17 protein-coding genes are annotated in these 23,262 nt (G+C 37.7%); 10 read left to right on the top strand and 7 right to left on the bottom strand.

Features of this window, described 5'->3' with window-relative positions:
- Positions 1 to 2 precede the first annotated feature (2 nt).
- The 7 genes from DEU40_RS01870 (at position 3) to DEU40_RS01840 (ending at position 13,188) form a co-directional block, all read left to right on the top strand.
- The gene (locus DEU40_RS01870; protein ID WP_062675785.1) at positions 3 to 770 is read left to right on the top strand and encodes a succinate dehydrogenase/fumarate reductase iron-sulfur subunit; all 768 of its coding nucleotides are present in this window, start codon (positions 3 to 5) and stop codon (positions 768 to 770) included.
- A gap of 309 nt (positions 771 to 1,079) precedes the next feature.
- Positions 1,080 to 2,621: a TlpA family protein disulfide reductase gene (locus DEU40_RS01865; protein WP_110008261.1), complete on the top strand. Its 1,542-nt coding sequence runs from the start codon at positions 1,080 to 1,082 to the stop codon at positions 2,619 to 2,621.
- A 108-nt stretch (positions 2,622 to 2,729) separates the two neighbouring features.
- Positions 2,730 to 4,142, top strand: coding sequence for a 23S rRNA (uracil(1939)-C(5))-methyltransferase RlmD (gene rlmD, locus DEU40_RS01860; protein ID WP_110008260.1), 1,413 nt, complete (start codon positions 2,730 to 2,732; stop codon positions 4,140 to 4,142).
- 30 nt (positions 4,143 to 4,172) lie between these two features.
- The gene (locus DEU40_RS01855; protein WP_110008259.1) at positions 4,173 to 4,649 is read left to right on the top strand and encodes a hypothetical protein; all 477 of its coding nucleotides are present in this window, start codon (positions 4,173 to 4,175) and stop codon (positions 4,647 to 4,649) included.
- Positions 4,615 to 5,280: a DUF6048 family protein gene (locus tag DEU40_RS01850; protein WP_110008258.1), complete on the top strand. Its 666-nt coding sequence runs from the start codon at positions 4,615 to 4,617 to the stop codon at positions 5,278 to 5,280. The genes DEU40_RS01855 and DEU40_RS01850 overlap by 35 nt, the downstream gene beginning before the upstream one ends.
- A 277-nt stretch (positions 5,281 to 5,557) precedes the next feature.
- A complete protein-coding gene (locus DEU40_RS01845; protein ID WP_110008257.1) occupies positions 5,558 to 8,590 on the top strand; it encodes a reprolysin-like metallopeptidase in 3,033 nt (1,010 codons plus the stop codon).
- A gap of 167 nt (positions 8,591 to 8,757) precedes the next feature.
- The gene (locus DEU40_RS01840; RefSeq protein ID WP_110008256.1) at positions 8,758 to 13,188 is read left to right on the top strand and encodes a GEVED domain-containing protein; all 4,431 of its coding nucleotides are present in this window, start codon (positions 8,758 to 8,760) and stop codon (positions 13,186 to 13,188) included.
- A gap of 143 nt (positions 13,189 to 13,331) precedes the next feature.
- Here DEU40_RS01840 and coaE read toward each other — a convergent pair whose 3' ends face one another.
- From coaE to ruvB, 4 genes are read right to left on the bottom strand one after another with little or no spacing between them, the layout of a single operon-like run.
- On the bottom strand, positions 13,332 to 13,961 hold the full coding sequence (gene coaE / locus DEU40_RS01835; protein ID WP_110008255.1) for a dephospho-CoA kinase: 630 nt from the start codon (positions 13,959 to 13,961) through the stop codon (positions 13,332 to 13,334).
- A gap of 9 nt (positions 13,962 to 13,970) precedes the next feature.
- Entirely contained in the window at positions 13,971 to 14,837 is an 867-nt protein-coding gene (locus DEU40_RS01830; protein ID WP_110008254.1) for an MBL fold metallo-hydrolase, read from the bottom strand.
- Positions 14,838 to 14,850: 13 nt separating this feature from the next.
- Entirely contained in the window at positions 14,851 to 15,462 is a 612-nt protein-coding gene (locus DEU40_RS01825) for an FMN-binding negative transcriptional regulator (RefSeq protein ID WP_110008253.1), read from the bottom strand.
- A 57-nt stretch (positions 15,463 to 15,519) separates the two neighbouring features.
- Complete coding sequence (ruvB, locus tag DEU40_RS01820) at positions 15,520 to 16,542, bottom strand: Holliday junction branch migration DNA helicase RuvB (protein WP_110008252.1); 1,023 nt, start codon at positions 16,540 to 16,542, stop codon at positions 15,520 to 15,522.
- Between the two features lie 177 nt (positions 16,543 to 16,719).
- Here ruvB and hutI point away from each other — a divergent pair, with 177 nt between their 5' ends.
- The 3 genes from hutI to DEU40_RS01805 all read left to right on the top strand — a co-directional run bounded on the left by hutI (position 16,720) and on the right by DEU40_RS01805 (position 20,368).
- The gene (gene hutI, locus DEU40_RS01815; RefSeq protein ID WP_110008251.1) at positions 16,720 to 17,943 is read left to right on the top strand and encodes an imidazolonepropionase; all 1,224 of its coding nucleotides are present in this window, start codon (positions 16,720 to 16,722) and stop codon (positions 17,941 to 17,943) included.
- Between the two features lie 73 nt (positions 17,944 to 18,016).
- On the top strand, positions 18,017 to 18,937 hold the full coding sequence (gene hutG / locus DEU40_RS01810) for a formimidoylglutamase (RefSeq protein WP_110008250.1): 921 nt from the start codon (positions 18,017 to 18,019) through the stop codon (positions 18,935 to 18,937).
- A gap of 138 nt (positions 18,938 to 19,075) precedes the next feature.
- Positions 19,076 to 20,368 carry an aldehyde dehydrogenase family protein gene (locus DEU40_RS01805; protein WP_110008249.1) on the top strand — a complete coding sequence of 431 codons (1,293 nt, stop codon included), beginning with the start codon at positions 19,076 to 19,078 and terminating at the stop codon, positions 20,366 to 20,368.
- Positions 20,369 to 20,602: 234 nt separating this feature from the next.
- Here the strand turns inward: DEU40_RS01805 and pyk are convergent, their stop codons facing one another.
- The 3 genes from pyk to rnc are packed head-to-tail and all read right to left on the bottom strand — an operon-like array spanning position 20,603 to position 23,256.
- Complete coding sequence (gene pyk / locus DEU40_RS01800) at positions 20,603 to 22,048, bottom strand: pyruvate kinase (RefSeq protein WP_110008248.1); 1,446 nt, start codon at positions 22,046 to 22,048, stop codon at positions 20,603 to 20,605.
- Positions 22,041 to 22,514: an IPExxxVDY family protein gene (locus tag DEU40_RS01795; RefSeq protein ID WP_110008247.1), complete on the bottom strand. Its 474-nt coding sequence runs from the start codon at positions 22,512 to 22,514 to the stop codon at positions 22,041 to 22,043. Before DEU40_RS01795 ends, pyk begins: the two co-directional genes overlap by 8 nt.
- Positions 22,492 to 23,256, bottom strand: a complete 765-nt coding sequence (gene rnc / locus DEU40_RS01790; protein ID WP_110008246.1) for a ribonuclease III — start codon at positions 23,254 to 23,256, stop codon at positions 22,492 to 22,494. The genes DEU40_RS01795 and rnc overlap by 23 nt, the downstream gene beginning before the upstream one ends.
- Positions 23,257 to 23,262 lie beyond the last annotated feature (6 nt).

The raw sequence follows: 23,262 nt of genomic DNA, 5'->3' as shown, positions 1-23,262 counted from the left end.
TTATGAGTGCAAAAAAAGGCTTACATCTTACGCTGAAAATTTGGAGACAAAAAAATAGTAAAACTAAAGGTCAGTTTGAGACCTATAAAATATCAGATGTATCTACAGACTCTTCATTTTTAGAGATGTTAGATATCCTGAACGAAAATTTAATTAACGAAGGAAAAGAACCTATCGCTTTCGACCACGACTGTCGTGAGGGAATCTGCGGTATGTGTTCTCTTTACATCAATGGTAGAGCTCATGGACCTGATACAGGTATCACAACTTGTCAGCTTCACATGAGAATGTTCAAAGATGGAGAGACTATCGTTATTGAACCTTGGAGAAGTGCTGCTTTTCCTGTTATCAAAGACTTGATGGTAGACAGAAGCGCATTCGACAGAGTAATGGCAGCAGGAGGTTTCATTTCTGTGAACACTTCCGGTAATACTTTGGATGCTAACGCTATTCCTGTTCCTAAAGAAGATGCAGATAAAGCAATGGATGCAGCAGCTTGTATCGGGTGTGGTGCTTGTGTAGCGACATGTAAAAACGGGTCTGCAATGTTATTCGTTGGAGCAAAAGTTTCTCAGTATGCATTACTTCCACAAGGTAGAGTAGAGGCTAAGAGAAGAGTTCTGAACATGGTGAAAGCTATGGATGAGGAAGGATTCGGAAACTGTTCAAATACCGGAGCATGTGAGGTAGAATGCCCTAAAGGTATTTCTCTTGAAAACATTGCAAGAATGAACAGAGAATACATGGCTGCTCTTGTAGATCAAGGATAGAATTGATTCTGATACATAGAAAATCGCCTTCATTTTTGGAGGCGATTTTTTTATGAAAAAGAAGACTCTGTTAAAGTTTGTTAACTTATGGCCGGATCTTCGTCATTCTTTATTTATAAACTATATATTTGAAAGGTAGTTGAATCGTTTTAATGAAAAAGCTTTCAAATGCTTTTTACCATCAAAAAGGTGTCATTCAATAATTGGAATACCCCTTTTGAACGGTAATAATAAAATTTTTAAAAAAAATAATTAGTGTGAATTAGCAAGCCCTAAAAAGCGTATTTTTGTGTAATATTAAAAATTGAAATGAAAAAATATCTTTTATTGTTTATCATCACATTCTTTGTGATGTCTTGTTCAAAAAAAGTAGAAGTAAAAGGAAAAATTACCGGAAGCTCACCATTGGAAAGAATTGAATTTGTAGAAGCTTCAGGAGTAGGAACCCTGCCTTTAATTAATATAGGTCTCGATAAAGACGGAAACTTTTCAGGAAGTTTTGATGCTCCCAAGGATGGGATGTACGTAATCAACTACGCAGGCAGACAAAGCCTGATCTATCTTGAAGGAGGACAAAAAGTGAATATCTCAGGAAACGGAGCTACCTTCCCAAATGAATATGTGATTACCGGAGATGCTAAAAAGAATAATGATTTCCTTACAGCTTCTCAGAAATTTTTAGCTGAGTATGGTAATAAAGTTAACTTAGGCGCTTTGATGGCAGGAGATGAAGCTGCATTTTTGAAAGGAATGCATAAAATTGAAGCGGATATTAATAAAAACGTGGATGACCTTGCTAAGAAAAATAATCCAAGCAAAGGACTATTAGAGTGGAAAAAAAATGATGTGAAAGTAACCATTCTTAATTTGCTTGCCAACTATGAAATGTCTCACGGCCCAATGTCCGGAAACCCTTCTTACAAATCTTCTAAAGCTTTTAAAGATTACGAAACCCAGTTAGAAACAGACAAAGAAGCAATGGTGAAAACCATTCCTCTTTACAGACAATATCTTTTGGTAAAAATGACTCCTGATTTCCAGAAATATGCTGAAGCAAACAGCAAAGGAAAAACAGGTATTACAACTTCTGAGATGTTTGCCCAATATTTAAAAACTAAAAAAGATTTATCTCAAACAACAAAAGATTATCTTCTTGCATTTGTAATGGCTCAGGCTGATATTCATCCAACAACTCCGGCTGCTAATATCGACAAAATTAAGAAGATCATCGATTCAGATATTAAAGATGCTACCATTAAAAGCGACCTTTTAAAAATGCAGGTAGCGATTACAGGACTTAAAATCGGAGAGGCAGCTCCCGAAGCCGCTTTAGCAAAACAAGACGGAAAAGCTTACAAGCTTTCTGAAAACAAAGGGAAACCTTATATGCTGTTCTTCTATGCTTCATGGAACCCTTACATTAGCGAAGCTACAGTACCTGTATTAAAAGAAGTCGTAAACTTCTATAAGTCTAAAATGAATTTTGTCTTTGTAAACGTTGATGATACAAAAGACCAGTTCATTAAAACAAGTAATTCTTTATTAAAAGGAATTCAGGGAGTAAATGTTTACGGAGAAGGAGGATTGAACTCAGATATCGCTAAGAAATATGGGGTATACGGATTCAAATTACCTTGCTTTGTAATCATTGATAAAGACGGTAAAATTGCCAGCAGATCTTTCGTCAACCTTGGTGAGCAGGAATTGGTGACAATTCTTGATAAACTGACAGGTCTTTCTGCTCCGAAAGTAGATCCGAATGCGCAAATGCAGCCACAACTGCAGCTTGATCCATCTGCAATGCAGCAAGCCCCACAGCAAGCAAATCCACAGCCGGCTCCAACAAAATAATAAACTTTAACACTGTATAGAAACCTTATCTTCGGATAAGGTTTTTTTTATTGTATTTTTGCAAACCGGAACGTTAAAGTTTCAATTAGGAAAATAGAAAATTTTAGAATGAGTAGGAAGAAAAAAAGAGATCTGACTCTTGAAAATATAAAATTGTTGACTGCCGGAGCAAAAGGCGTGGCAATAGGAAAAACAGAGGAAGGTAAAACGGTAATGGTAACAGGCGCCATTCCAGGTGATATTGTGAATGTGAGAGTGAAAAAAGCAAAGTCTAAATACTATGAAGGCGAAGCAATTGAAGTTCTTGAAAAATCACCTTACAGAGTTGAGCCTAAATGTATTCATTTTGGTACTTGCGGAGGATGCAAGTGGCAGAATATGAGCTATGAAAAACAGCTTGATTTTAAACAGGAAGAAGTCTATAATAATATCAAAAGGATCGGAGGAATTGATGACTTTGAAACGGTTCCGATTCTAGGGTCTGAAGAACAATATTTTTATAGAAATAAAATGGAGTTTTCCTTCTCTAATGCGAGATGGCTTACTCAATATGAAATAAGCTCCGAAGAAAATTTCGGGAGCAAAGATGCCTTAGGTTTTCATATTCCGGGAATGTGGAGCAAGATTCTTGATTTGAAAGAGTGTTTCCTTCAGGAAGATCCTTCCAATGCCATTAGACTGGCTGTAAAAGAATATGGCGTTAATACTGGCCTTGACTTTTTTGATGTGAGAAATCAGGAAGGATTCTTAAGAACCTTAATGATGAGACAGAACTCCAAAGGAGAATGGATGGTTCTTTTCCAGCTTTACAGAGAAGAAAAAGAAAACAGAGAAAAACTTTTTGAATTCTTATTAGAAAAATTCCCGCAGATTAAAACATTGGTATATGCTATTAATCCTAAGCAGAATGACTCTATTTATGATTTAAATATCAATGTATATTTCGGGGAAGGATACCTTATGGAAGAAATGGACGGACTGCAGTTTAAAATCGGTCCGAAATCATTCTTTCAGACCAACTACAAACAGGCACTGGAGCTATACAGAAAAACATTGGAGTTTGCAGATCTTAAAGGAGATGAAGTAGTGTATGACCTTTATACCGGAACAGGAACAATCGCCCAGTATGTAGCAAGAAATGCAAAACAGGTGATTGGAATAGAATCTGTACAGGAAGCCATAGACGCAGCTATAGAACACGCCGCATTGAACGGATTGACAAATACAACGTTCTATTGTGGAGATATGAAAGATATTTTCAATGATGAATTTATGGCGAATCATCCTAAAGCAGATGTGTTAATCACGGATCCTCCAAGAGATGGAATGCACCAGAAGGTTGTAGAGCAGATTTTAAAACTGTCACCTGAAAAAGTAGTTTATGTAAGTTGTAACTCAGCAACACAGGCGAGAGATCTTGCCCTGATGAAAGATCATTATACTTTAGTAAAGATCTTACCGGTAGATATGTTCCCGCAAACGCACCATGTTGAGAACATTGCATTGCTTGTTAAAAAATAAATTATTTAAATTTGAATTTCAAATCTTAATATGAAGTACTTTAAATTTCTCATAGCAATCTGCTTTTTAGGAATGCTTTTTTCCTGTGGCGGAGATGATGATATCTGTGAAAGCGGAGAAGGAACTCCCAGAATGAAGGTAGGTTTCAGAACATTGGCGGAAGGAAAGGATACAACCATAGATACATTGTATGTATCAGTAGACTATGGTGGAGGAAAGGTGGATTTGGGAAAACTTGCCAACATTGATTCCAGGTTAATTCCTTTACGTGTAGACAACTCACCCTATACGGATGTTTATTTCAAAACCAGATTCAAAGGCCCGGAGTCTCATGTAAGAATCAGCTATAGTACAAAGTCTACCTATGTATCTCCGGGATGCGGAATCAAAAAATCTTATGAGAATTTAAGTTCAGAATTAGTAACTCCGAATCCTGTTCTGAAACTGGAAGCCGGGCAAAATCAAATAGAGAATGAAGACAAGACTAATCTTTACCTTTCTTTTTAGTTTATTGGGAATAATAAACTGGGCACAAGAGAAAAAAAAGGAAGCAGAAAAGAAAGTTCATGAGAAATATGAACCCAATTTTATGGTTGGCCTTGATGTTCTGAACACCGGAGCCGGATTCTTTTCAGACAGAAAACTGTATCAGGGATTTATTTCGTCAAAGATAAAAGGAAATCTGCATGCTATTGCGGAAGCAGGTTTTGAAAAGAATGTGTATCAGAAGAATGGTTATGATGCAAAAGCAAGCGGTCCCTTCGTTAAGTTGGGGGCTTTCTATATGCTGGCAAAAGATGCAGAGAATGAATTCAACGGATTTTATGCTGGTGGAAAAGCAGCAGGATCATTCTATAACCAGGAATATATGGCAATTCCCGTTCGCGGATTTGGGGGAAGCAGTTCCTCTGAAGCATTTCCTTCATCCTCTCAGTCTTCTTTCTGGCTTGAAGGTACATTGGGGGGCAGAGTGCAATTGTTTAGTTCCAATTTTTATATAGATGTAAATCTTCAGCCAAGATATATGGTTTACACTTCCAAACAGGATGATATTTCTCCAATGATCGTTCCCGGTTTTGGAAGAAGTTCCTCAAAGTTTAATATGGGGTTTGCATGGAATATTGCTTATAAGTTCTAAAAATAGTAATACATAAGTTTTAAAATACATAAAATACAAACTTTAGATTGTTCTAAAGTTTGTATTTTTTTTAATAAATGTTACTTATAATTTATATAAATTATAATTCTTGAATTGTACAATATATAGAATATAAAATTAATCATATTCTTTGATTTGTGTTTTTTTTAATGAATATGTTTTTTAGATGTATAATATTAAAAAATATTAAGTTATTTCATTTGTTTGATTTATAAAATAGCTATATTTGGCGGAAATTATAATTGTGTTTTAATTTATGAAAAGAGTATTTACTGCTTTAATGTTAACTTGCATAGGAGGGGCAGTGTTCGGGCAATGGACACCTACTTCTCTTAAAAAAGGAGACGACAACAAAAGAAGTACAGGATTTAGAGTAGATCAATCTAATGTAAGAGGTAACGGGTACTATAAACTGGACCTGAACTTACTGAGATCTCAGCTGAAGAATGCACAGGAAATGGGAGCTAATTCCACTCCTGTAGTAATTTCTCTTCCTACTATGAGCGGGAAGATTGAAAGGTTTAATGTATACAGTTTTCCGGTAGTTGTAAAAGAACTGGCAGACAAGTATGAATTAGGATCTTATGTTGGAACAAGTGTCGATGACCCTACCAAATACTTAAGATTCAGTATCGCTCCTAACGATTTTCAGTCAATGATTATCCATGGAGATAAATATGAATTTATCGATCCGGCATCAGCAGACAAAACGATTTATGCTGTTCATCCTAAAACAAAAAAGGATAAGAACGGTTTCCTGTGTTCTACAGAAGAATCTCCTGCTGCTAAGAAGGAAATAGATGCTTTATTGAAAAATGGGCAGTCTTTTTCTAATCAGCCAACAACTTTTAACAAAAGTTCTGATAAGAAATACAGAACAATGAGACTGGCAATGTCTGTTACAGGTGAGTATACACAATACTTTATGACACTTGCAAACGTGCCTGCCACTGCTACAGATGCCGAGAAAAGAGCTCCTGCATTAGTTGCTATCAACAATACTCTGACCAGAGTAAACGGAGTTTTTGAAAAAGATTTTGCTCTGCATTTGAATTTACAGAATTTCCCAAATGTAATTTATATTGATCCTAATAACGATCCATATGCAGCAGCTGCAACGGGATCACAAGGGGCTTGGAACACACAGCTGCAAGCAGCTTTGACAGCCAATGTTGGAAACGAAAACTATGATATCGGACACTTGTTCGGTAAATCAGGAGGTGGAGGAAACGCCGGATGTATCGGGTGTGTATGTATCAATCCTACAACTACAGTTCCTAAAGGAAAAGGTTCAGGATTTACTTCTCCGGCGAATGGAATTCCGTCTGGTGACGCCTTTGATATCGATTATGTTGCACACGAAATGGGGCACCAGTTAGGAGCTAACCATACTTTCTCTCATAATCTTGAAGGAAGCGGAGTAAATATGGAACCAGGTTCAGGAACTACCATCATGGGATATGCAGGTATTACCGGCCCTGATACAGATGTTCAGCAAAACTCTGATCCTTATTTCCATAAAGCAAGTATCGGTCAGGTACAGGCTAATTTAATTGCAAAAACTTGTGATGTAGAAACTACAATTACTAACAATCCACCGGTAATTGCTGATCTTCCAACATATACTATACCTAAAGGTACTGCTTTTGCTTTAACAGGTTCTGCTACAGATCCTGAAAATGATCCAATGACTTATTCCTGGGAAGAGGTAGATAATGCTTCAGTTTCTATTGATAAGTATAATTTAGGAAATACAACATCAGGAGCTTCATTCAGATCTGCTGCTCCAAACGCAAGCCCGACAAGATACTTCCCGAAATTTACTTCTGTAATGAACGGAGTATTAAATAATGCGAACAATACATGGGAAGCCGTATCTACTAAGGCAAGAACTACAAATTTTGCATTAACGGTAAGAGATAATAATTCCAATGTAGCCCAACAGCAATCTGCTTTTAAAATTCAGACTATTGTTGTAGGAGATAATGGTCCTTTCAGATTAGCTAACCAATATGCTGATGTGAATACGCCAACGCCAATTCAGTGGATTGTTGCCAATACCAATGCAGCTCCTTATAATGTTACAAACGTAAAAATTGACTATACTACAGATAACGGTACAAACTGGACGGTATTATCAGCATCAACACCTAATGACGGATCCGAAAACTTCACTTTCCCTTCTTCATTGAACGGTCAGACAATTAAAGTAAGAGTTTCTTCAATAGGAAATGTTTTCTATGCGGTAGGACCTGTAAGTATTGCACCTCTATCTGCTTGTAGCAGTGCTGCTCCAACTAACGTTGTTGTAAGTAACATTACAGTGTCTTCAGGAAGTGTATCCTGGATGTCTTATACAGGCGCAACTTATAAAGTACGTTACAGAAAAGTAGGTACAACTGTATGGACTGAAGCTGATACAGCAGTTCCTTCAATCAACTTAAGTAACTTAATTGATGGTACAACGTATGAAGTTCAGGTAGCTTTAGTTTGTGGTACTACAGTAGGAACATATTCTACATCCGTAAACTTCAGTACACCTGCACTTGCTTACTGCGCAGCTGCTTCAACAAGTTCAGACTATGAGTATATTGCCAATGTGACACTTGCGAATGTAAATAACACTTCTGTAAATAGTACATATACAAACTATACAACAAATACAGCACTTCAAATTAACTTAACAAAAGGGAATGTTTACCCTATGTCTGTTACTGTAGGGAACTCCGGTAGTGCTGATTATGATACGGTAGCTGCATTTATAGACTTTAACAAAGATGGTGTTTTCAGTGATTCAGAAAGAGTATTGAATTATCCTGTAACATTAACGCAGCCATCAACTGTAGTAAGCGGAAACGTTACAATTCCAGCGAATGCAGTAGAAGGACAGCCATTAAGAATGAGAGTTGTAGCATTCTATGTAGGTGCTGGAACTGGAGGAGGTAACATTGGTTTATCATTACCTTCAGATTATGTTTGTGGAGAACTTTTCGATGGTGAGGTTGAGGATTATAATGTAGTTATCACAGGTAACCTTTCTACTTCTGAAAACGATGTTAAAAATAATGGTATTCAGATTTATCCAAATCCTGCAACTGATGTTTTAAATATTACTAAAGTTTCAGATAAAGCAACTTATAAAATTTATAGTGCTGCCGGACAATTAGTAGACAGAGGAAATATCAATAATGGAAAAGTAAATGTTTCAGCTTTAGTGAAAGGTGGTTATATAATTACTATTGATGATAAAGGAATTGAACAGTTCAAATCTAAATTTATCAAGAAATAAAGATAACCTTTAAATATTAGTAAATCCCCGGAACTTCCCGGGGATTTCTTTATTTAGATCATAAGTAGTTAATTTGTTATTTTTTTATAAAAAAAACATAAATGTACTTATAAATTAATAATAAAAAATGATTAGATTTGTGTGATTAATATTATAATGAAAACATTATGAAGAAATTCTTTACCTCTTTAATTCTGTTTCTCTGTTTGATTTGCACAGGCTTTGTATCCAAAGTCTCGGCTCAGGCAGGCCAGATCGGGACAGGAACGGGTACCTCTGTGTATCTCCCCATACGTTCCTATTATGGGTATAGTTATTCTCAGCAGATTTATACTGCTGCAGAGCTTACGACTGCTATAGGTACGTCAAACTATATCACGGCTATAAAGTTTTATTCCACCACCGTTGCATCCTCTCAGGCTGTATATAAGGATTGGGTGGTATACATGGGAAATACAACCCAGAATAACTTTGCCACCAATACAAGCTGGATTCCGGTAAGTTCTATGACTCAGGTGTTTGACGGAGTTTTACCTAACTTAACGAATGGAAGCTGGGTAACTCTTCAATTGTCTACACCATTTTTATGGAATGGAACAGACAACCTTGTGGTTGCTGTAAATGAAAAAACTCCTGATTATGCATCTTCTCCAGGTACGGCCTGGGGATCATACAATGCAGGAGCAAACAGGGGGATCATCTATTATGAAGATAGCGCAAATCCTGATCCTGCAGCACCTCCTTCTGCAAAAGACAGACTTGCAGATATTCCCAGAATACAGTTGGAAAGCCACCCGCTTCCGGCTTGTTCAACAGCTCCGCCTACCAATATTACAGTTTCAAACCTGACAACAACTTCTGCTAATATAGGCTGGTACCTTTCTGCAGGTGCCACTTATGTTGTAAGATACAGACCTGTATCAGGAGGAGCTTGGACAACAATCAATGTGACAACTCCTATGGTCGCAAACCAGATTATTACCGGATTAACTGAGCAGACTCAGTATGAAGTTCAGGTAGCGACTGTCTGTGGAGGAACACAGGGAGCATTCTCTTCCAGCGTCAACTTTACAACTCCTGCACTTACTTATTGTAATTCCGCTGCTACGAGTACCTATATTGATGGATATATCAATCAGGTTTCTGTAAATGCACAAGGTGCTCCGTCTATGTACAGCAACTCCGGTCAGAGTGGCTATACAGATTACAGTACAGATCCTGCAAGAGTAGTTACTTTGGTAAGAGGAGGTACAGCTACCGTTTCAGTTTCAAAAACGTGGCCAGGCTACCAGTACGGCTTCTTGACAGGAGTTTGGATTGACTTTAACCGTAATGGTGTTTTTGAAGCGAGTGAAAGAGTACTTACTTCACCAAGTAATACAACAACTCCGGTTACCGCTACATTTACAGTACCAACTGCTGCCGGTGGTGCTTATACAGGAAACCTGACTACAAAAATGCGTGTTGTATTAAATGAATACAGCCCAATTAGTGCTTGTGGAACTTATTATTATGGTGAAACTGAAGACTATGCAGTAAAACTTATCGATTTGGCTGGATGTTCTACAGCACCGCCATCTAATATCATGGTTAATAATGTAACCCCTTCTTCAGCGAATGTTACTTGGACATCCACTACAGGAGCTACTTATATCGTAAGATACAGAGTTTCTCCTTCCGGAGCATGGCAGCAGATTGCAGTAAATACACCATTAATCAGTAACCAATTACTTACCGGATTATTGGAACAGACTGCATACGATGTACAGGTAGCCACTGTTTGTGGAGGAGTAACAGGTGCATTCTCTCCAACTGTTACCTTTACAACACCTACTCTTACTTATTGTACAGCAGGTCCTACAAGCAATACTGCAACAAGCGGATATATTAATAATGTAACTGTTACTCCTACGAATACTCCTATTATGATGAGTAATTCCGGATCTGACAATTATAAAGATTATACACCGGATGCTACAAGAGTAGTGATCTTTGAAAGAGGTTCAGCAAATAATAAAATTTCTGTAAACAAATACTGGCCGGGTTCTCCTTCTTCATATGCAGTTTCAGCCTGGGTAGACTTTAACAGAAACGGAACATTTGAAACCAGTGAAAGAATTCTTAATACCACATACAATTCAACTACTCCTGTAACGGCTACTTTCTCAGTACCTACCGTTGCAAGTGGTAACGTGTATACAGGAACTCTTCCTACCCGTATGCGTGTAGTAATGAGATATTTTGATAATGCTAACCCTTGTGGTACATTCACTCAGGGAGAGGTGGAAGATTATGCAGTAAAATTTGTAGATGCTCAGCCTTGTTCAACGGCCGCTCCAACAAATATTACAGTAAATAATATCGGAGCTACTACAGCAACGGTATCATGGGTGGCAACAACAGGAGCTACTTATAATATCAGATGGAGAGTTTCTCCGGGTGGAGTGTGGCAGACAGCTACAGTTCCTGCGGGTCAGAACTTCTATGGAATTACTGGTCTTACAGAGCAGACTAATTATGATGTTCAGGTTTCTACAACTTGTAACGGTTCCACAGGTTCTTACTCGTCAACAGTAACATTCACAACCCCTCCATTAACTTACTGTCAAATGACAGGTACCGGTACGAATGACCATATTTCGAATGTAACAGTTACCTCTTCGAACCTTGGAGTTCCTCCGATGAATAATACTTCGGTACAGACCAATTATATCAGTTATACTTCTCCGGAAACTCTTATTACTTTAGATGTAGATTCTCAGAATAATAAAATTTCCGTAGCAAAAGGCTGGACAGGTGCAACAGGTAACGATGCTGTAACAGCCTGGATCGACTTTGACAGAAACGGACAGTTTACAGATGCCGAGAGAATTTTAATTTCTCCAGCCAACACAACAACTCCGGTGACGGCTACTTTTGCAGTTCCTTCGAATGCTTACACAGGACTATTAACAACTACAATGAGGGTTGTACTGAAACGTACAAATGCTCCTGTAATGTGTCAGAACGCAGTAGATGGAGAAGTAGAAGACTACAGAGTAAGAATCAGACCTTGCAGCAATGCAACTCCTAACGCACCAACATTTACAACAACGCATACAACAGCTACTGTTACCATCACAGGAGCAGGAGTAAGTTATGTGGTGAGATACAGAGTGCAGGGAACAACTGTCTGGACGCAGGTATATGCTTCTGCACAATTAGGTAACCTTCCTTTAGTAATCAGTGGATTGACTCCAGCAACTACTTATGAAGTAGAGGTTGCGGCAATCTGTGGAGATATCGTTGGAACGGCAACACCAATCAAAACATTTACTACAAGATGTGATCCTACTCCTCCGAATGTAACAGTAACTAATATTACTCCAACAACAGCATTGATTACATGGTCTCCGCTTGCAGCAAGTTCTACGTATACCATGAGATGGAGAAAAGTAGGTACTACTACATGGGCTACTATAAGTTTACCGGCAGCTCCTGCCAATACTTATGTATTAGGAAGTGCAACTCCTTTAGAGCCATATACAACTTATGAAGTACAGATTGCTAACCAATGTAACGGTGAGAGTACATTAAATCCATATTCTAACCCTAAAGTATTTACTACAGAAAGAATATGTGAGATTCCGCCTCCGGGATTAACCATTACCCAATTACTTCCTACATCAGCGGCAATTCAGTGGGATCCGTTCCCGGGAGCAACATATGTGCTTAGATATAGAAAAGTAGGTATTCCAAGCTGGACAGAAGTACCATCATTAGTTAATAACCTTGTATTGACAGGTCTTACAGAATTAACAAAATATGAAATGCAGGTAGTAAATATCTGTAACGGTACACCAGGAAACTATACTCCTCCTTACTACTTTACAACTCCTACAGTAATCTACTGTAAGATGAAGGCTGAAAACTCAACAGGAGAGCATATCTCTAAAGTTACAGTGAAGCCTACTGGTAAGAAAACAATGGAGAATGAATCCGGAGCATCTACTTATACAGATTACACAGGAGTTCCTAAAACATTCATCGAGATGATCCAGGGATCCACTGACAATGAGATCATCATTGAGAAAAAATGGACAGGAACTACTTACAACGAAGGAATCGCAGTTTGGATTGACTTCAACAGAAACGGAGAGTTTGACATCAATGAAAGAGTATTTACTTCTTCGCCAAATTCAAACAGCCCTGTTTCAGGTAAATTCAATGTACCGGCAGATGCCTTTGTAAGTATGACAGATTATAAGTATGTAGTGATGAGAGTAGCCATGTCGAGAGACGGTATTCCTGTAAACTGTACTGACTTCAAAAACGGAGAAGTAGAGGATTACACGGTAAGAATCTCTAAACCTGTTGTTGCTAACCCGGTTGATCAGACCAGTGTTATGATTTATCCTAACCCGGTAAGCTCAGTGCTGTTTGTGAAAAATGTTAGCAAGAGAGCTAAATATAAGATCTACAATGCAGCCGGACAGGTTATCGCAGACGGTATCCTACTCAACAACCAGATCAATGTAAGCAGATTGATTAACGGTGTTTATGTAATTGATATCGATGACAACGGTAATACTACCCAAAAGAAATTTATCAAAGAATAATTATTTAAATTTCAAATCAAATAGAATAAGCCTCCGGAAATGGGGGCTTATTTTTTATAAAAAGATCCTTGTTGAATAACAACCTTCCAGGAAATATTTTTGCAGAAAAAAACTCGTTAGAAAAGCTTCTAACGAGTTTTTATTTATTCAATACTGAAAATCACTTTTTCAGTCTCTTCTTTTAATTCTTCCAGATTGGTATTATTGTAGATAATGCAGTCTGCCATTTTAATTTTATCCCTTTCGGGCATTTGTTTTTCCATGACCGCTTCTACCTCGCGGTAGGTTTTATTATCCCTGTCCATCACTCTTTTGATCCTGATGTTATCCTCGGCTGTCACCAGAAGAGATTTATAACATTGTCTGTTAAGTTTCAGTTCAAACAGTAAAGCTGTTTCTTTAAAAACTAAATATTTGCTTTGTTTCTTAACCCAGTTTTCAAAATCAATTCTTACAGCGGGATGAATAATTTCATTCAACTGCTGAAGCAGATCTCTGTTTTTAAAAACTTTATCCGCTACAAATTTTCTGTCATACAATCCGTTTTCATCATAAGCATCTTCACCAAGAAGTTCTTTGATTTTTATTTTCAGATCTTCACTCTCATTAACTATAGCTTTTGCTCTGTCATCGGAATAATAAACCGGAAAACCGAATTCCTCTATGAAGCGCGCTACTGTGGTTTTCCCGGAACCTATTCCTCCTGTTAAACCAATGATCTTGGGTGCTGGTTCCGGCTCTGTCTGCTGTGTTTCTGAATGTAATTCTTCCATGATTAAAAATTAATATCCAAAAACATCATTAAAGCTAAACGTTTCATCAAGTCTTACCCCTTTATCGGTCATTTTAAGACTTGCCAGTTCGTTATGAGCATCATGTTCAAAGAACAATAAATATTCGTTGTCTACACACTGCTTAAGGAATTTCCCTTTTTCTTCCAGTGTTAAAAGAGGTCTGGTATCATATCCCATCACGTATACCTGATTGATATGTCCCGCGGTAGGAATAAGATCGGCTGCAAAAACAACCGTTTTTTCCTGATATTGGATTACAGGAAGCATTTGTTTTTCTGTATGTCCGTCTACGAAGATAACGTCCATCTTCAGATCAGGAGCGAAACCGTAGTTTCCGGTAGTAGGAAGTGGTAAAAAGTTAAGTTGTCCGCTTTCCTGCATCGGCATAATATTTTCCTTCAGGAAGCTGGCTTTTTCCCTTGCATTGGGTTCTGTAGCCCATTGCCAGTGGTTTTCATTCGTCCAGAAGTTGGCGTTTTTAAAGGCAGGTCTGTATCCGGTTCTGTCGTCATTCCATTCTATAGCTCCGCCGCAGTGGTCAAAGTGAAGATGAGTAAGGAATACATCCGTAATATCTTCCTTTATAAAGCCGTATTTTTTAAGATTTTTATCAAGAGTATCGTCTCCCCAAAGAGAATAATGTCCAAAAAACTTGTCATCCTGTTTGTTGCCGAGACCGCAGTCTACCAGGATTAATTTTTTTCCGTCTTCAATAAGCAAAGAACGCGTTCCCAGCTCGATCAGGTTTTTTTCGTCTGCCGGGTTTGTTTTTTCCCACAGACTCTTCGGGACGACTCCGAACATAGCACCGCCGTCCAGTTTAAATTTTCCACATTGTATTGGATATAACTTCATATGTATATTTTGATTATTTCTTTATTAATTTCATTTTCTCCGCAATTTTTCTTGCGTTATCATCAGACTGTTCAAGTTGGCTGATAATATTATTAAAATCACTTTCTTTTCTGTTCTGAGAAAGTTTTTGTTTGATGAATATTTCGGTTGGAATAACTTTAATCCCAAAAGCACCTTTCATTTCCTTTTCCACAAATTCCCTTCCCATGTCTTTCACCATCATTGGACATTGCTGGAAATTTTCATATTTGGACGTTAATTTATCCAAATGGACATACAGTTCATCATGATCCATTATTTCAACTTTTCCGTGAATCTGTACCGCCTCATAATTCCAGGTGGAAACATTCATATGATCATACCAGCTGCTGGATATATAAGTGTGGGCTCCCAAAAAGTCACAAAGAACTTCATCACCATCCTGTAAGGTTTTTGCCTGGGGATTAGCCCGTGAAATATGGGTTTCAATATAAATATTTTCAGGATTATCCTCATTAAGCATCATCATGGAATGGGTTGCCCGTATCTTATCAACAGAAGAAATCAGTAAAGCAAAAGAGTTTTCTTTGATAATCTCTCTCATCAAATCGTAATCTTCGCTTCTGTATAATTTAGGTATAAACATTAACTAATCAATTCTCATTAACCTTAAACTTTTAACTTTGAACTCAAAACTTTGAACTTAAAATAGCTCTCCCGGGTTTTTAGGCCTTGTAATATTCAAATGTTTGTAAGCTTTGTCGGTAACTTCCCGTCCTCTTGGAGTTCGGATAATAAAACCTTCCTGAATCAGAAACGGTTCATATACTTCTTCCAGTGTTTCCGGATTTTCGGCAATTGATGTTGCCAGGGCAGAAATACCAACCGGTTTTCCTTTAAAATTTTCAATCATGACACGCATGATTTTATTGTCCATTTCATCCAAACCAAATTCATCCACATTTAAAGAGTCCAAAGCATATTTTGTGATCTTGATCTCAATCTCACCATTTCCTTTAATTTCAGCAAAATCACGTACCCTTCTCAGTAATGCATTGGCAATCCTTGGCGTTCCACGGCTTCTTCTTGCTATTTCTATCGCAGCATCCTCATAAATAACAACACCTAAAACCCTTGCACTTCTTTGAATAATGGTTGATAAAAGCTCAATAGAATAATATTCCAGCCTGCTCTGAATCCCGAATCGGGCAAGCATTGGCTTCGTAAGCATTCCGCTTCTTGTAGTAGCTCCCACCAGAGTAAACGGATTTAAGCCGATCTGTACACTTCTGGCATTGGGACCTGTTTCCAGCATAATATCAATCTTATAGTCTTCCATGGCAGAATACAGGTATTCTTCTACTACAGGAGAAAGACGATGAATCTCATCAATGAAAAGAACATCATTTTCTTCCAGATTGGTCAACAAACCCGCTAAACTTCCCGGTTTATCCAATACGGGGCCGGATGTAATCTTGCAGTTTACCCCAAGTTCATTAGCGATAATATTGGCCAAAGTCGTTTTACCCAGCCCCGGCGGACCGTGTAATAAAACATGATCTAGTGCTCCGCCACGTCTTTTCGCAGCGGTAACAAAAACCTCAAGGTTCTCCAGCGTTTTTCTCTGTCCCGCAAAATCTTTAAAGCTCTGGGGACGGATCTGCTCTTCCTGCATCAGCTCCTCGTTTGAGTAGTTTTCCTTATCTGGATGTAAAAAATCTGGCATTAATTCATTTCATTTACCTCAAAGATAGCAAATTTAGACAAAGGTTGAAGGCCAGATTGAGAAAACGTTGAGATTGATACAGCGGTTTAAGCCTGGGTTGAAAATGAGAACCGCTAAGATTTAAATAATTGGGATATTTTAAGTATTTTTGAGAGAAGAAATTATTAATACATATTAATGAAATTAATAGGACCATTTAAGCAGGTGGTAACACTTGCTAATTTACCACTAAGAGGAAAACTTTCTGATGAACAGCTTGAAATTATTGCAGACGGAGGAATTGTGGTAGATCAGAATACCATTCAGAAAGTTGGAAGTTTTGAAACATTAAAAACAGAAAATCCCACTATAGAAATTGAACATATTGAAGGAGAGCAGGTTGTTCTTCCTGCTTTTGTAGATTCACATACCCATATTTGTTTCGGAGGAAACCGTGCCAACGATTTTGCGATGCGCAACGCAGGGAAAACTTATCTTGAAATTGCGGAAAGTGGTGGTGGAATCTGGAGTTCCGTACAGCATACAAGAAATGCATCAGAAGAAGAACTGTTAAAAACTTTAATAGAAAGAATCAACTTTTTGGTTGATCTGGGAATTACCACCATCGAAGTGAAGAGCGGTTACGGTTTGGATGTTGAAAACGAGTTGAAGATGCTTAGAATTATTAAAAAAGCACAGAATGAAACTAAAGCTACTTTAGTTCCTACCTGCCTTTCAGCCCACTTAAAACCAAGAGATTTTGAAGGAAGCAACCCTGAATATCTGGAATATATCATTACCGAAATTTTACCGAAAGTAAAAGAAGAAGAATTGGCAAACAGAGTAGATATTTTTATTGAAAAATCTGCTTTTCAGCCTGAAGAAAGTAAAGAATTCTTATTAAAAGCAAAAGAATTAGGTTTTGAAATTACCGTTCATGCAGATCAGTTTACCCCTGGAAGTTCAAGAATTGCAGTAGAAGTGGGAGCGAAGTCTGCAGACCATCTGGAAGCAACAATTGATAAAGATATTCAATTCCTTGCAGAGTCTGACACAGTAGCAACAGCTCTTCCCGGAGCGAGCCTTGGACTTGGCGAGAAATTTACTCCGGCAAGAAAATTATTAGACGCAGGTGCTATTGTAGCGATAGCAAGTGATTGGAATCCGGGATCTGCCCCAATGGGAAATCTCATTACCCAGGCTTCTATTTTAGCAACCTTCCAAAAGCTTACAACAGCTGAAGTTTTGGCAGGTATGACCTTCCGTGCTGCTTATGCATTGAACCTTGAAGACAGAGGACAATTGGAAACAGGGAAAAAGGCAGATTTTGTCACTTTTAAAACCAATAATTTCCAGAATGTACTGTATAACCAGGGAAGCCTGAAAGCAGAACATGTTTATATTGATGGAAATCTTATATAAAATTATTAAATAACCATATTTGTTCTTCAATCGATGCTGATTGAAGAACAGACAATAGGCAAATGACTGAATAATGAGTACTATTTGGCAAGGCAGATTGGACGGAGAAGAACTTCTCTATCACAGAATATTTCAAAGAGTAAAAGAAGAAAGTAATTACGACAATATTGCTGCAGGAGATTTTGCATTGCACGGTTTTGCTGTAGATGAAGGAGTAAGAAGAAACAAAGGACGTCAGGGAGCAAAAGATGCTCCGGATGTGATCAGGAAAAATATGTCTAATTTTCCGGTGATTCTTCCTGACTTTTCCATGCTGGACTTTGGTAATGTTACCTGTGAAGATGGCAATCTGGAAAATACTCAGAATAACCTTGCCAAAAATGTGTCAAAAGTACTTTTAAAAGGAGGAAAATCTCTTGCTTTAGGTGGAGGCCATGAAGTGACGTATGCTCATTATCTGGGCGTTAAAACAGCCTTTCCGGAACAGAAAATAGGAATCATCAATATTGATGCCCATTTTGATAACAGACAGCCGGAAAAAGGAGTAGGGCCAAGCTCGGGAACCGGGTTTTGGCAGATTGCTCAGGAGGGACCTATCCATTCTTTGCATATTGGAATCCAGAGAAATTCCAATACATTAAAGCTTTTTGATACTGCTCATCATTATGGAATGAAATATATTCTGGCAGACGAATTATTTTTTGAAAATCTTACCTCCGTCTATCAGCGTATTGACGAACTGCTGGACAGTGTAGATTATGCCTATCTTACCATTTGCATGGACGTCTTTAATGCATCAGTCGCTCCCGGAGTTTCCGCGGCGGCATATAACGGTATCTTTGCAGATACAGCTTTTATGCATTTTTACAGACATATCTTAAAAAATAAAAAACTGGTAGCGCTGGACGTGGCAGAAGTGAACCCTTCTTTCGATATCCAGGACAGAACAGCAAGACTGGCAGCATGTCTTGTGAACGAATGGCTAATGATTTAAGATAAAGTTATATTCTTCCGATAGAGAAAATCATTATTTTATTGACCCTTAAGGAATGGAATTTGCTGATTTCACCGTGCTTTTAGAATAAAGGCGCTTATAAATTCATTAGCTGAATTTAAAACAGAAATTTATATTATGGAACAATTAATTGAAAGCAAGCTTATTAAAGCAGATAAAGCGTTTTCAGTGTGGAGAAAAGTGCCGTTTGAGGAAAGGCAGAAGTTAATTGCAAAAGCAGCGGAAATTTTAAAGAATAATTCGGAGAAATTTGGAAAGATAATTACAACAGAAATGAATAAACCCATTTCAGAATCTATTGCTGAAGTGGAAAAATGTGCTTTAATGATGAATTATTATGCAGACGCCGAGAATACTTTACAACCAGAAAAAGTAGAATCGGAATTTGCTTATTCTGAAGTTCACTATGCTCCGAAAGGAGTAATCTTAGGAGTAATGCCGTGGAATTTTCCTTTCTGGCAGGTATTGAGATTTGCTACTCCTGCCATTTTAGCAGGAAATACAATAGTTTTGAAGCATGCTTCAATTTGTTTCGGAAGCGGAAATGCCATTGAAGAAGTTCTTCTGGAAGCAGGTTTTCCTGAAGGTGTTTTCCAGAATCTTGAAGTAGGACATAAAGCGGTTAAGGAAATCCTTGAACATGATACTGTAAAAGGAGTAAGCTTGACAGGCAGTGGAAAAGCCGGAGGAGAAGTAGCTTCAATAGCCGGTTTAAATATCAAAAAATCTTTGCTTGAATTAGGAGGAAGTGATGCATTTATCATTTTTGATGATGCAGATCTTGAAGAAGCAGCCAAAGCAGGAGCAAAATCCAGACTTCAAAATTGTGGACAAACCTGTACAGCGGCAAAAAGATTTATCATTGATGAAAAAATTGAAGATCAGTTCTTGCCAATCTTTATTGAAGAATATAAGAAATATGAGATTGGAGATCCTTTAGATAAAGAAACCAAACTGGCCGGAATGGCGAGACCTGACCTTGCTGATGAACTGGAAGCTCAGTTCAACAGGGCATTGGAAAATGGTGCTGAAATTATTATTCCTCTGGAAAGAGTTTCTGAAAATGAATTTAAACCAGGTTTAATCAGAGTTCAGGAAGGAAATCCTATTTTAAAAGAAGAACTTTTCGGGCCTCTGGGTATGGTGATGATTGCGAAAAATGATGAAGAAGCTTTACAGATGGCCAATGATATTCCATTCGGGCTTTCCAATTCCGTATGGACTAGAAATAAAGACCGTCAGCTATTCTTTATTGAAAACCTTGAGTCAGGAACAGTCAATATCAACCGCATGACCAGCTCTGACCCCCGTTTTCCTTTCGGAGGATCAAAAGCTTCAGGATATGGAACAGAATTGTCTTTACTGGCTTTAAAAGAATTTGTAACAGCTAAGACGATTGTAGGAAATTAAAAGGATAAAATGTCATGCCGGGGAAACAAGGAATCTCAGAGATTCTTCACTTCACTTCGTTGCGTTCAGAATGACAAACTACCTTTATAAGTTAAAAGTAAACTTTACTCTATAAAATAAAAACTCCCAGAAACTTGTTTCCGGGAGTTTTTTATGCTGTTACAAAAAGTAATTTTGCTTATTGCTTATTGCTTATTGCTTATTGCTTATTGCTTATTGCTTATTGCTTATTGCTTACACCGTAGTCAATCTCAATGTATTGGTTTTTCCACCTTCATAGGATGGAGTAGCATTGATGTTGATGACGAAGTCTCCGGTTTCGATATAACCATAGTTGTGCGTTAACATATTGACCTGAATGATCGTTTCGTCGGTAGACTTCTTCATATCATAGTAATAGGCATGAACACCCCAAAGAAGGTTCAGCATTGTGATTACTCTTCTGTTACCACTATATACGATGATGTGAGAGTTTGGTCTGTGTGCTGCAAGTTGGAAAGCGGTGTATCCGGAGTGAGTAAGCGTTACAATAGCAGAAACGTTTGTTGTTTTAGCAATTCTTACTGCTGCAAGACAAACCCTGTTGGTGATGAATCTTTCATCAATACAGTTGTAATCTTTCTCGATTGGCTCATTTTTATGTTGGTAGAAGTGAGTCGTTTCGATATTCTTTACAATTTTAGCCATGTTTTCCACAACCTGTACCGGATATCTGCCTACTGAAGTTTCTCCGGAAAGCATTACAGCGTCAGCTCCGTCCAATACAGAGTTAGCAACGTCGTTTACTTCCGCTCTTGTTGGTGTTAAGCTGTTGATCATCGTTTCCATCATCTGAGTGGCAATGATAACAGGTTTGGAGTAGAATCTTGCTTTTTCTACCAGGTTTTTCTGGATCGCAGGAACTTCCTCCATTGGAACTTCCACTCCTAGATCTCCACGTGCTACCATTAATCCGTCGCATTCAAGAAGGATTTCATCAATATTTTTAACGCCTTCAGGTTTTTCAATCTTCGCAATAATAGGAGTCTTGAATTTACCGTTCGGGTGGTTTGCAATTAATTCTTTCAGGTCAATGATATCCTGTGCGTGACGCACGAAAGAAAGAGCAATCCAGTCAACTTCCATGTCAAGCATGAAATTAGCATCCTGAACATCTTTTTCTGTCAGGGCAGGAAGAGAAACATTTGTATTAGGTAGATTAACTCCTTTTTTAGAACTTAACGGACCTCCCTGAATGGTTTTTGCTTTTACAGTATCTTTTTCATTGGTTTCGATAACCTCCAGCATTAGTTTCCCGTCATCAATAAGGATTCTTTCCCCTACTTTTACGTCTTGTGGAAACTGTTGGTACGTCATGTACACCTTTGTGGAATCTCCTTCCATCTTTTCATTGGTAAAGGTAAGAATATCACCTGGGTTCAGATAAGATCCTTCCTTTACAACTCCCACTCTCAGTTTAGGTCCCTGAAGGTCGCCGAGGATTCCTACAGAATAACCATACTCACTGTTTAGCTCTCTAATTATTTCAATATTTTTTCGAACTAAGTCGTAATCTGCATGTGAAAAATTTATTCTGAAAATATCAACACCCGCTTTCATTAGATCTAACATTACCTCCTTCGACGATGAAGCAGGCCCTAGTGTTGCGATAATTTTTGTCTTCTTTAAATACTTATTCATAATACTGGATAATTTGATAAAGTTCCTCTTCAGAACTCAATGTATAATCTTGAATTGGAAAAACAAGATTTTCAGGGAGCAAAATTACGGAAAAATCAGGAAACTGTTCCGAACTATGCAGAATATATTCCACATCTACCTGATTATTTAATAAAAATTTAATGTTTTCTTCTTCTGTAAAGAGTTCTGTCTGGATTTTTTTTTGCTTACTTTCGGAAGATTTATTGGAAATGAAGGTAAAACAGGTCTTCGAAAACTTGTGATAGGCTTCATATCTTGGAAAAAAATAATCATAATAACCTCCATGAAAGACAAGATCTTTCTTTCTTGAAAAACTGAGGTTGTTGATTTGATTTATTTTGTAGAAAAACTCGTGAGCAGGTATATCTTTGGCTAATCTTACCAATCCTATGGCAATATCTTCAAATTCTATATCATCAAGATCATAAAGTTTTTGAATTTCCAAGTATATTTTCTTTTTTGTTTAAAATATAAAATGCCCTCTGTGCTGCTTTTTCCTCTGCCTTCTTTTTGGAAGTCTCTGTTGCATTAGCAATCTTTTCGTCTCCCAGCCATACATAGCACCTGAATACGACAGATTTATTAGCCTGTATTTCCTCGCAGGTTTCATACTTTATATTGACTTTCTTCTTCTGGCTCCATTCGAGCAGGAGACCTTTATAGCTTACAATTTTGTTTTCAAGCTTATTGATCTCGGAAGGGGTCAGTAACTTTTCCAGAATAATCCTTTTACAGGTATCATAATGGAAGTCTAAATAAACGGCACCGATTAAGGCTTCGAATAAATTTCCAGAGATATTCTCTCCCAAAGCTGATGAGCTGTTCTGCTTTTGCAGAAGGCTGGTAAGCTTGAGATCTTCTCCTAATTTATTGAGGTTTTTCCTATTAACAATCTTAGATTTCATTTGTGTCAGATATCCCTCATTGGCCTGAGGATAAGTCTGGAACAAATGACAAGAAATAATTGTACCCAAAACAGAATCTCCCAAAAATTCAAGTCTTTCGTAATTGCTGTCTTGATTTTTAGAAGAATTTTTCAAAGAAAAAGCTTCGCGGTAAAGAGCAATATTCTGTACCTCGGTACCCAATACTTTTCTAAGCTCGGTACTGAGAAAATACTCTCTCTCCGTTAATTGTCTTTTTCTTTTTTTGAGAAGGAATTTAGAAAAGTATTTCTGTAACTCCATTCATTG

The sequence above is a fragment of the Chryseobacterium sp. AG844 genome (assembly GCF_003182335.1).
Taxonomy (GTDB): domain Bacteria; phylum Bacteroidota; class Bacteroidia; order Flavobacteriales; family Weeksellaceae; genus Chryseobacterium; species Chryseobacterium cupriresistens.
Note: the sequence above shows the minus strand (reverse complement) of the source record. Positions and strands in the feature narration are given on the sequence as shown.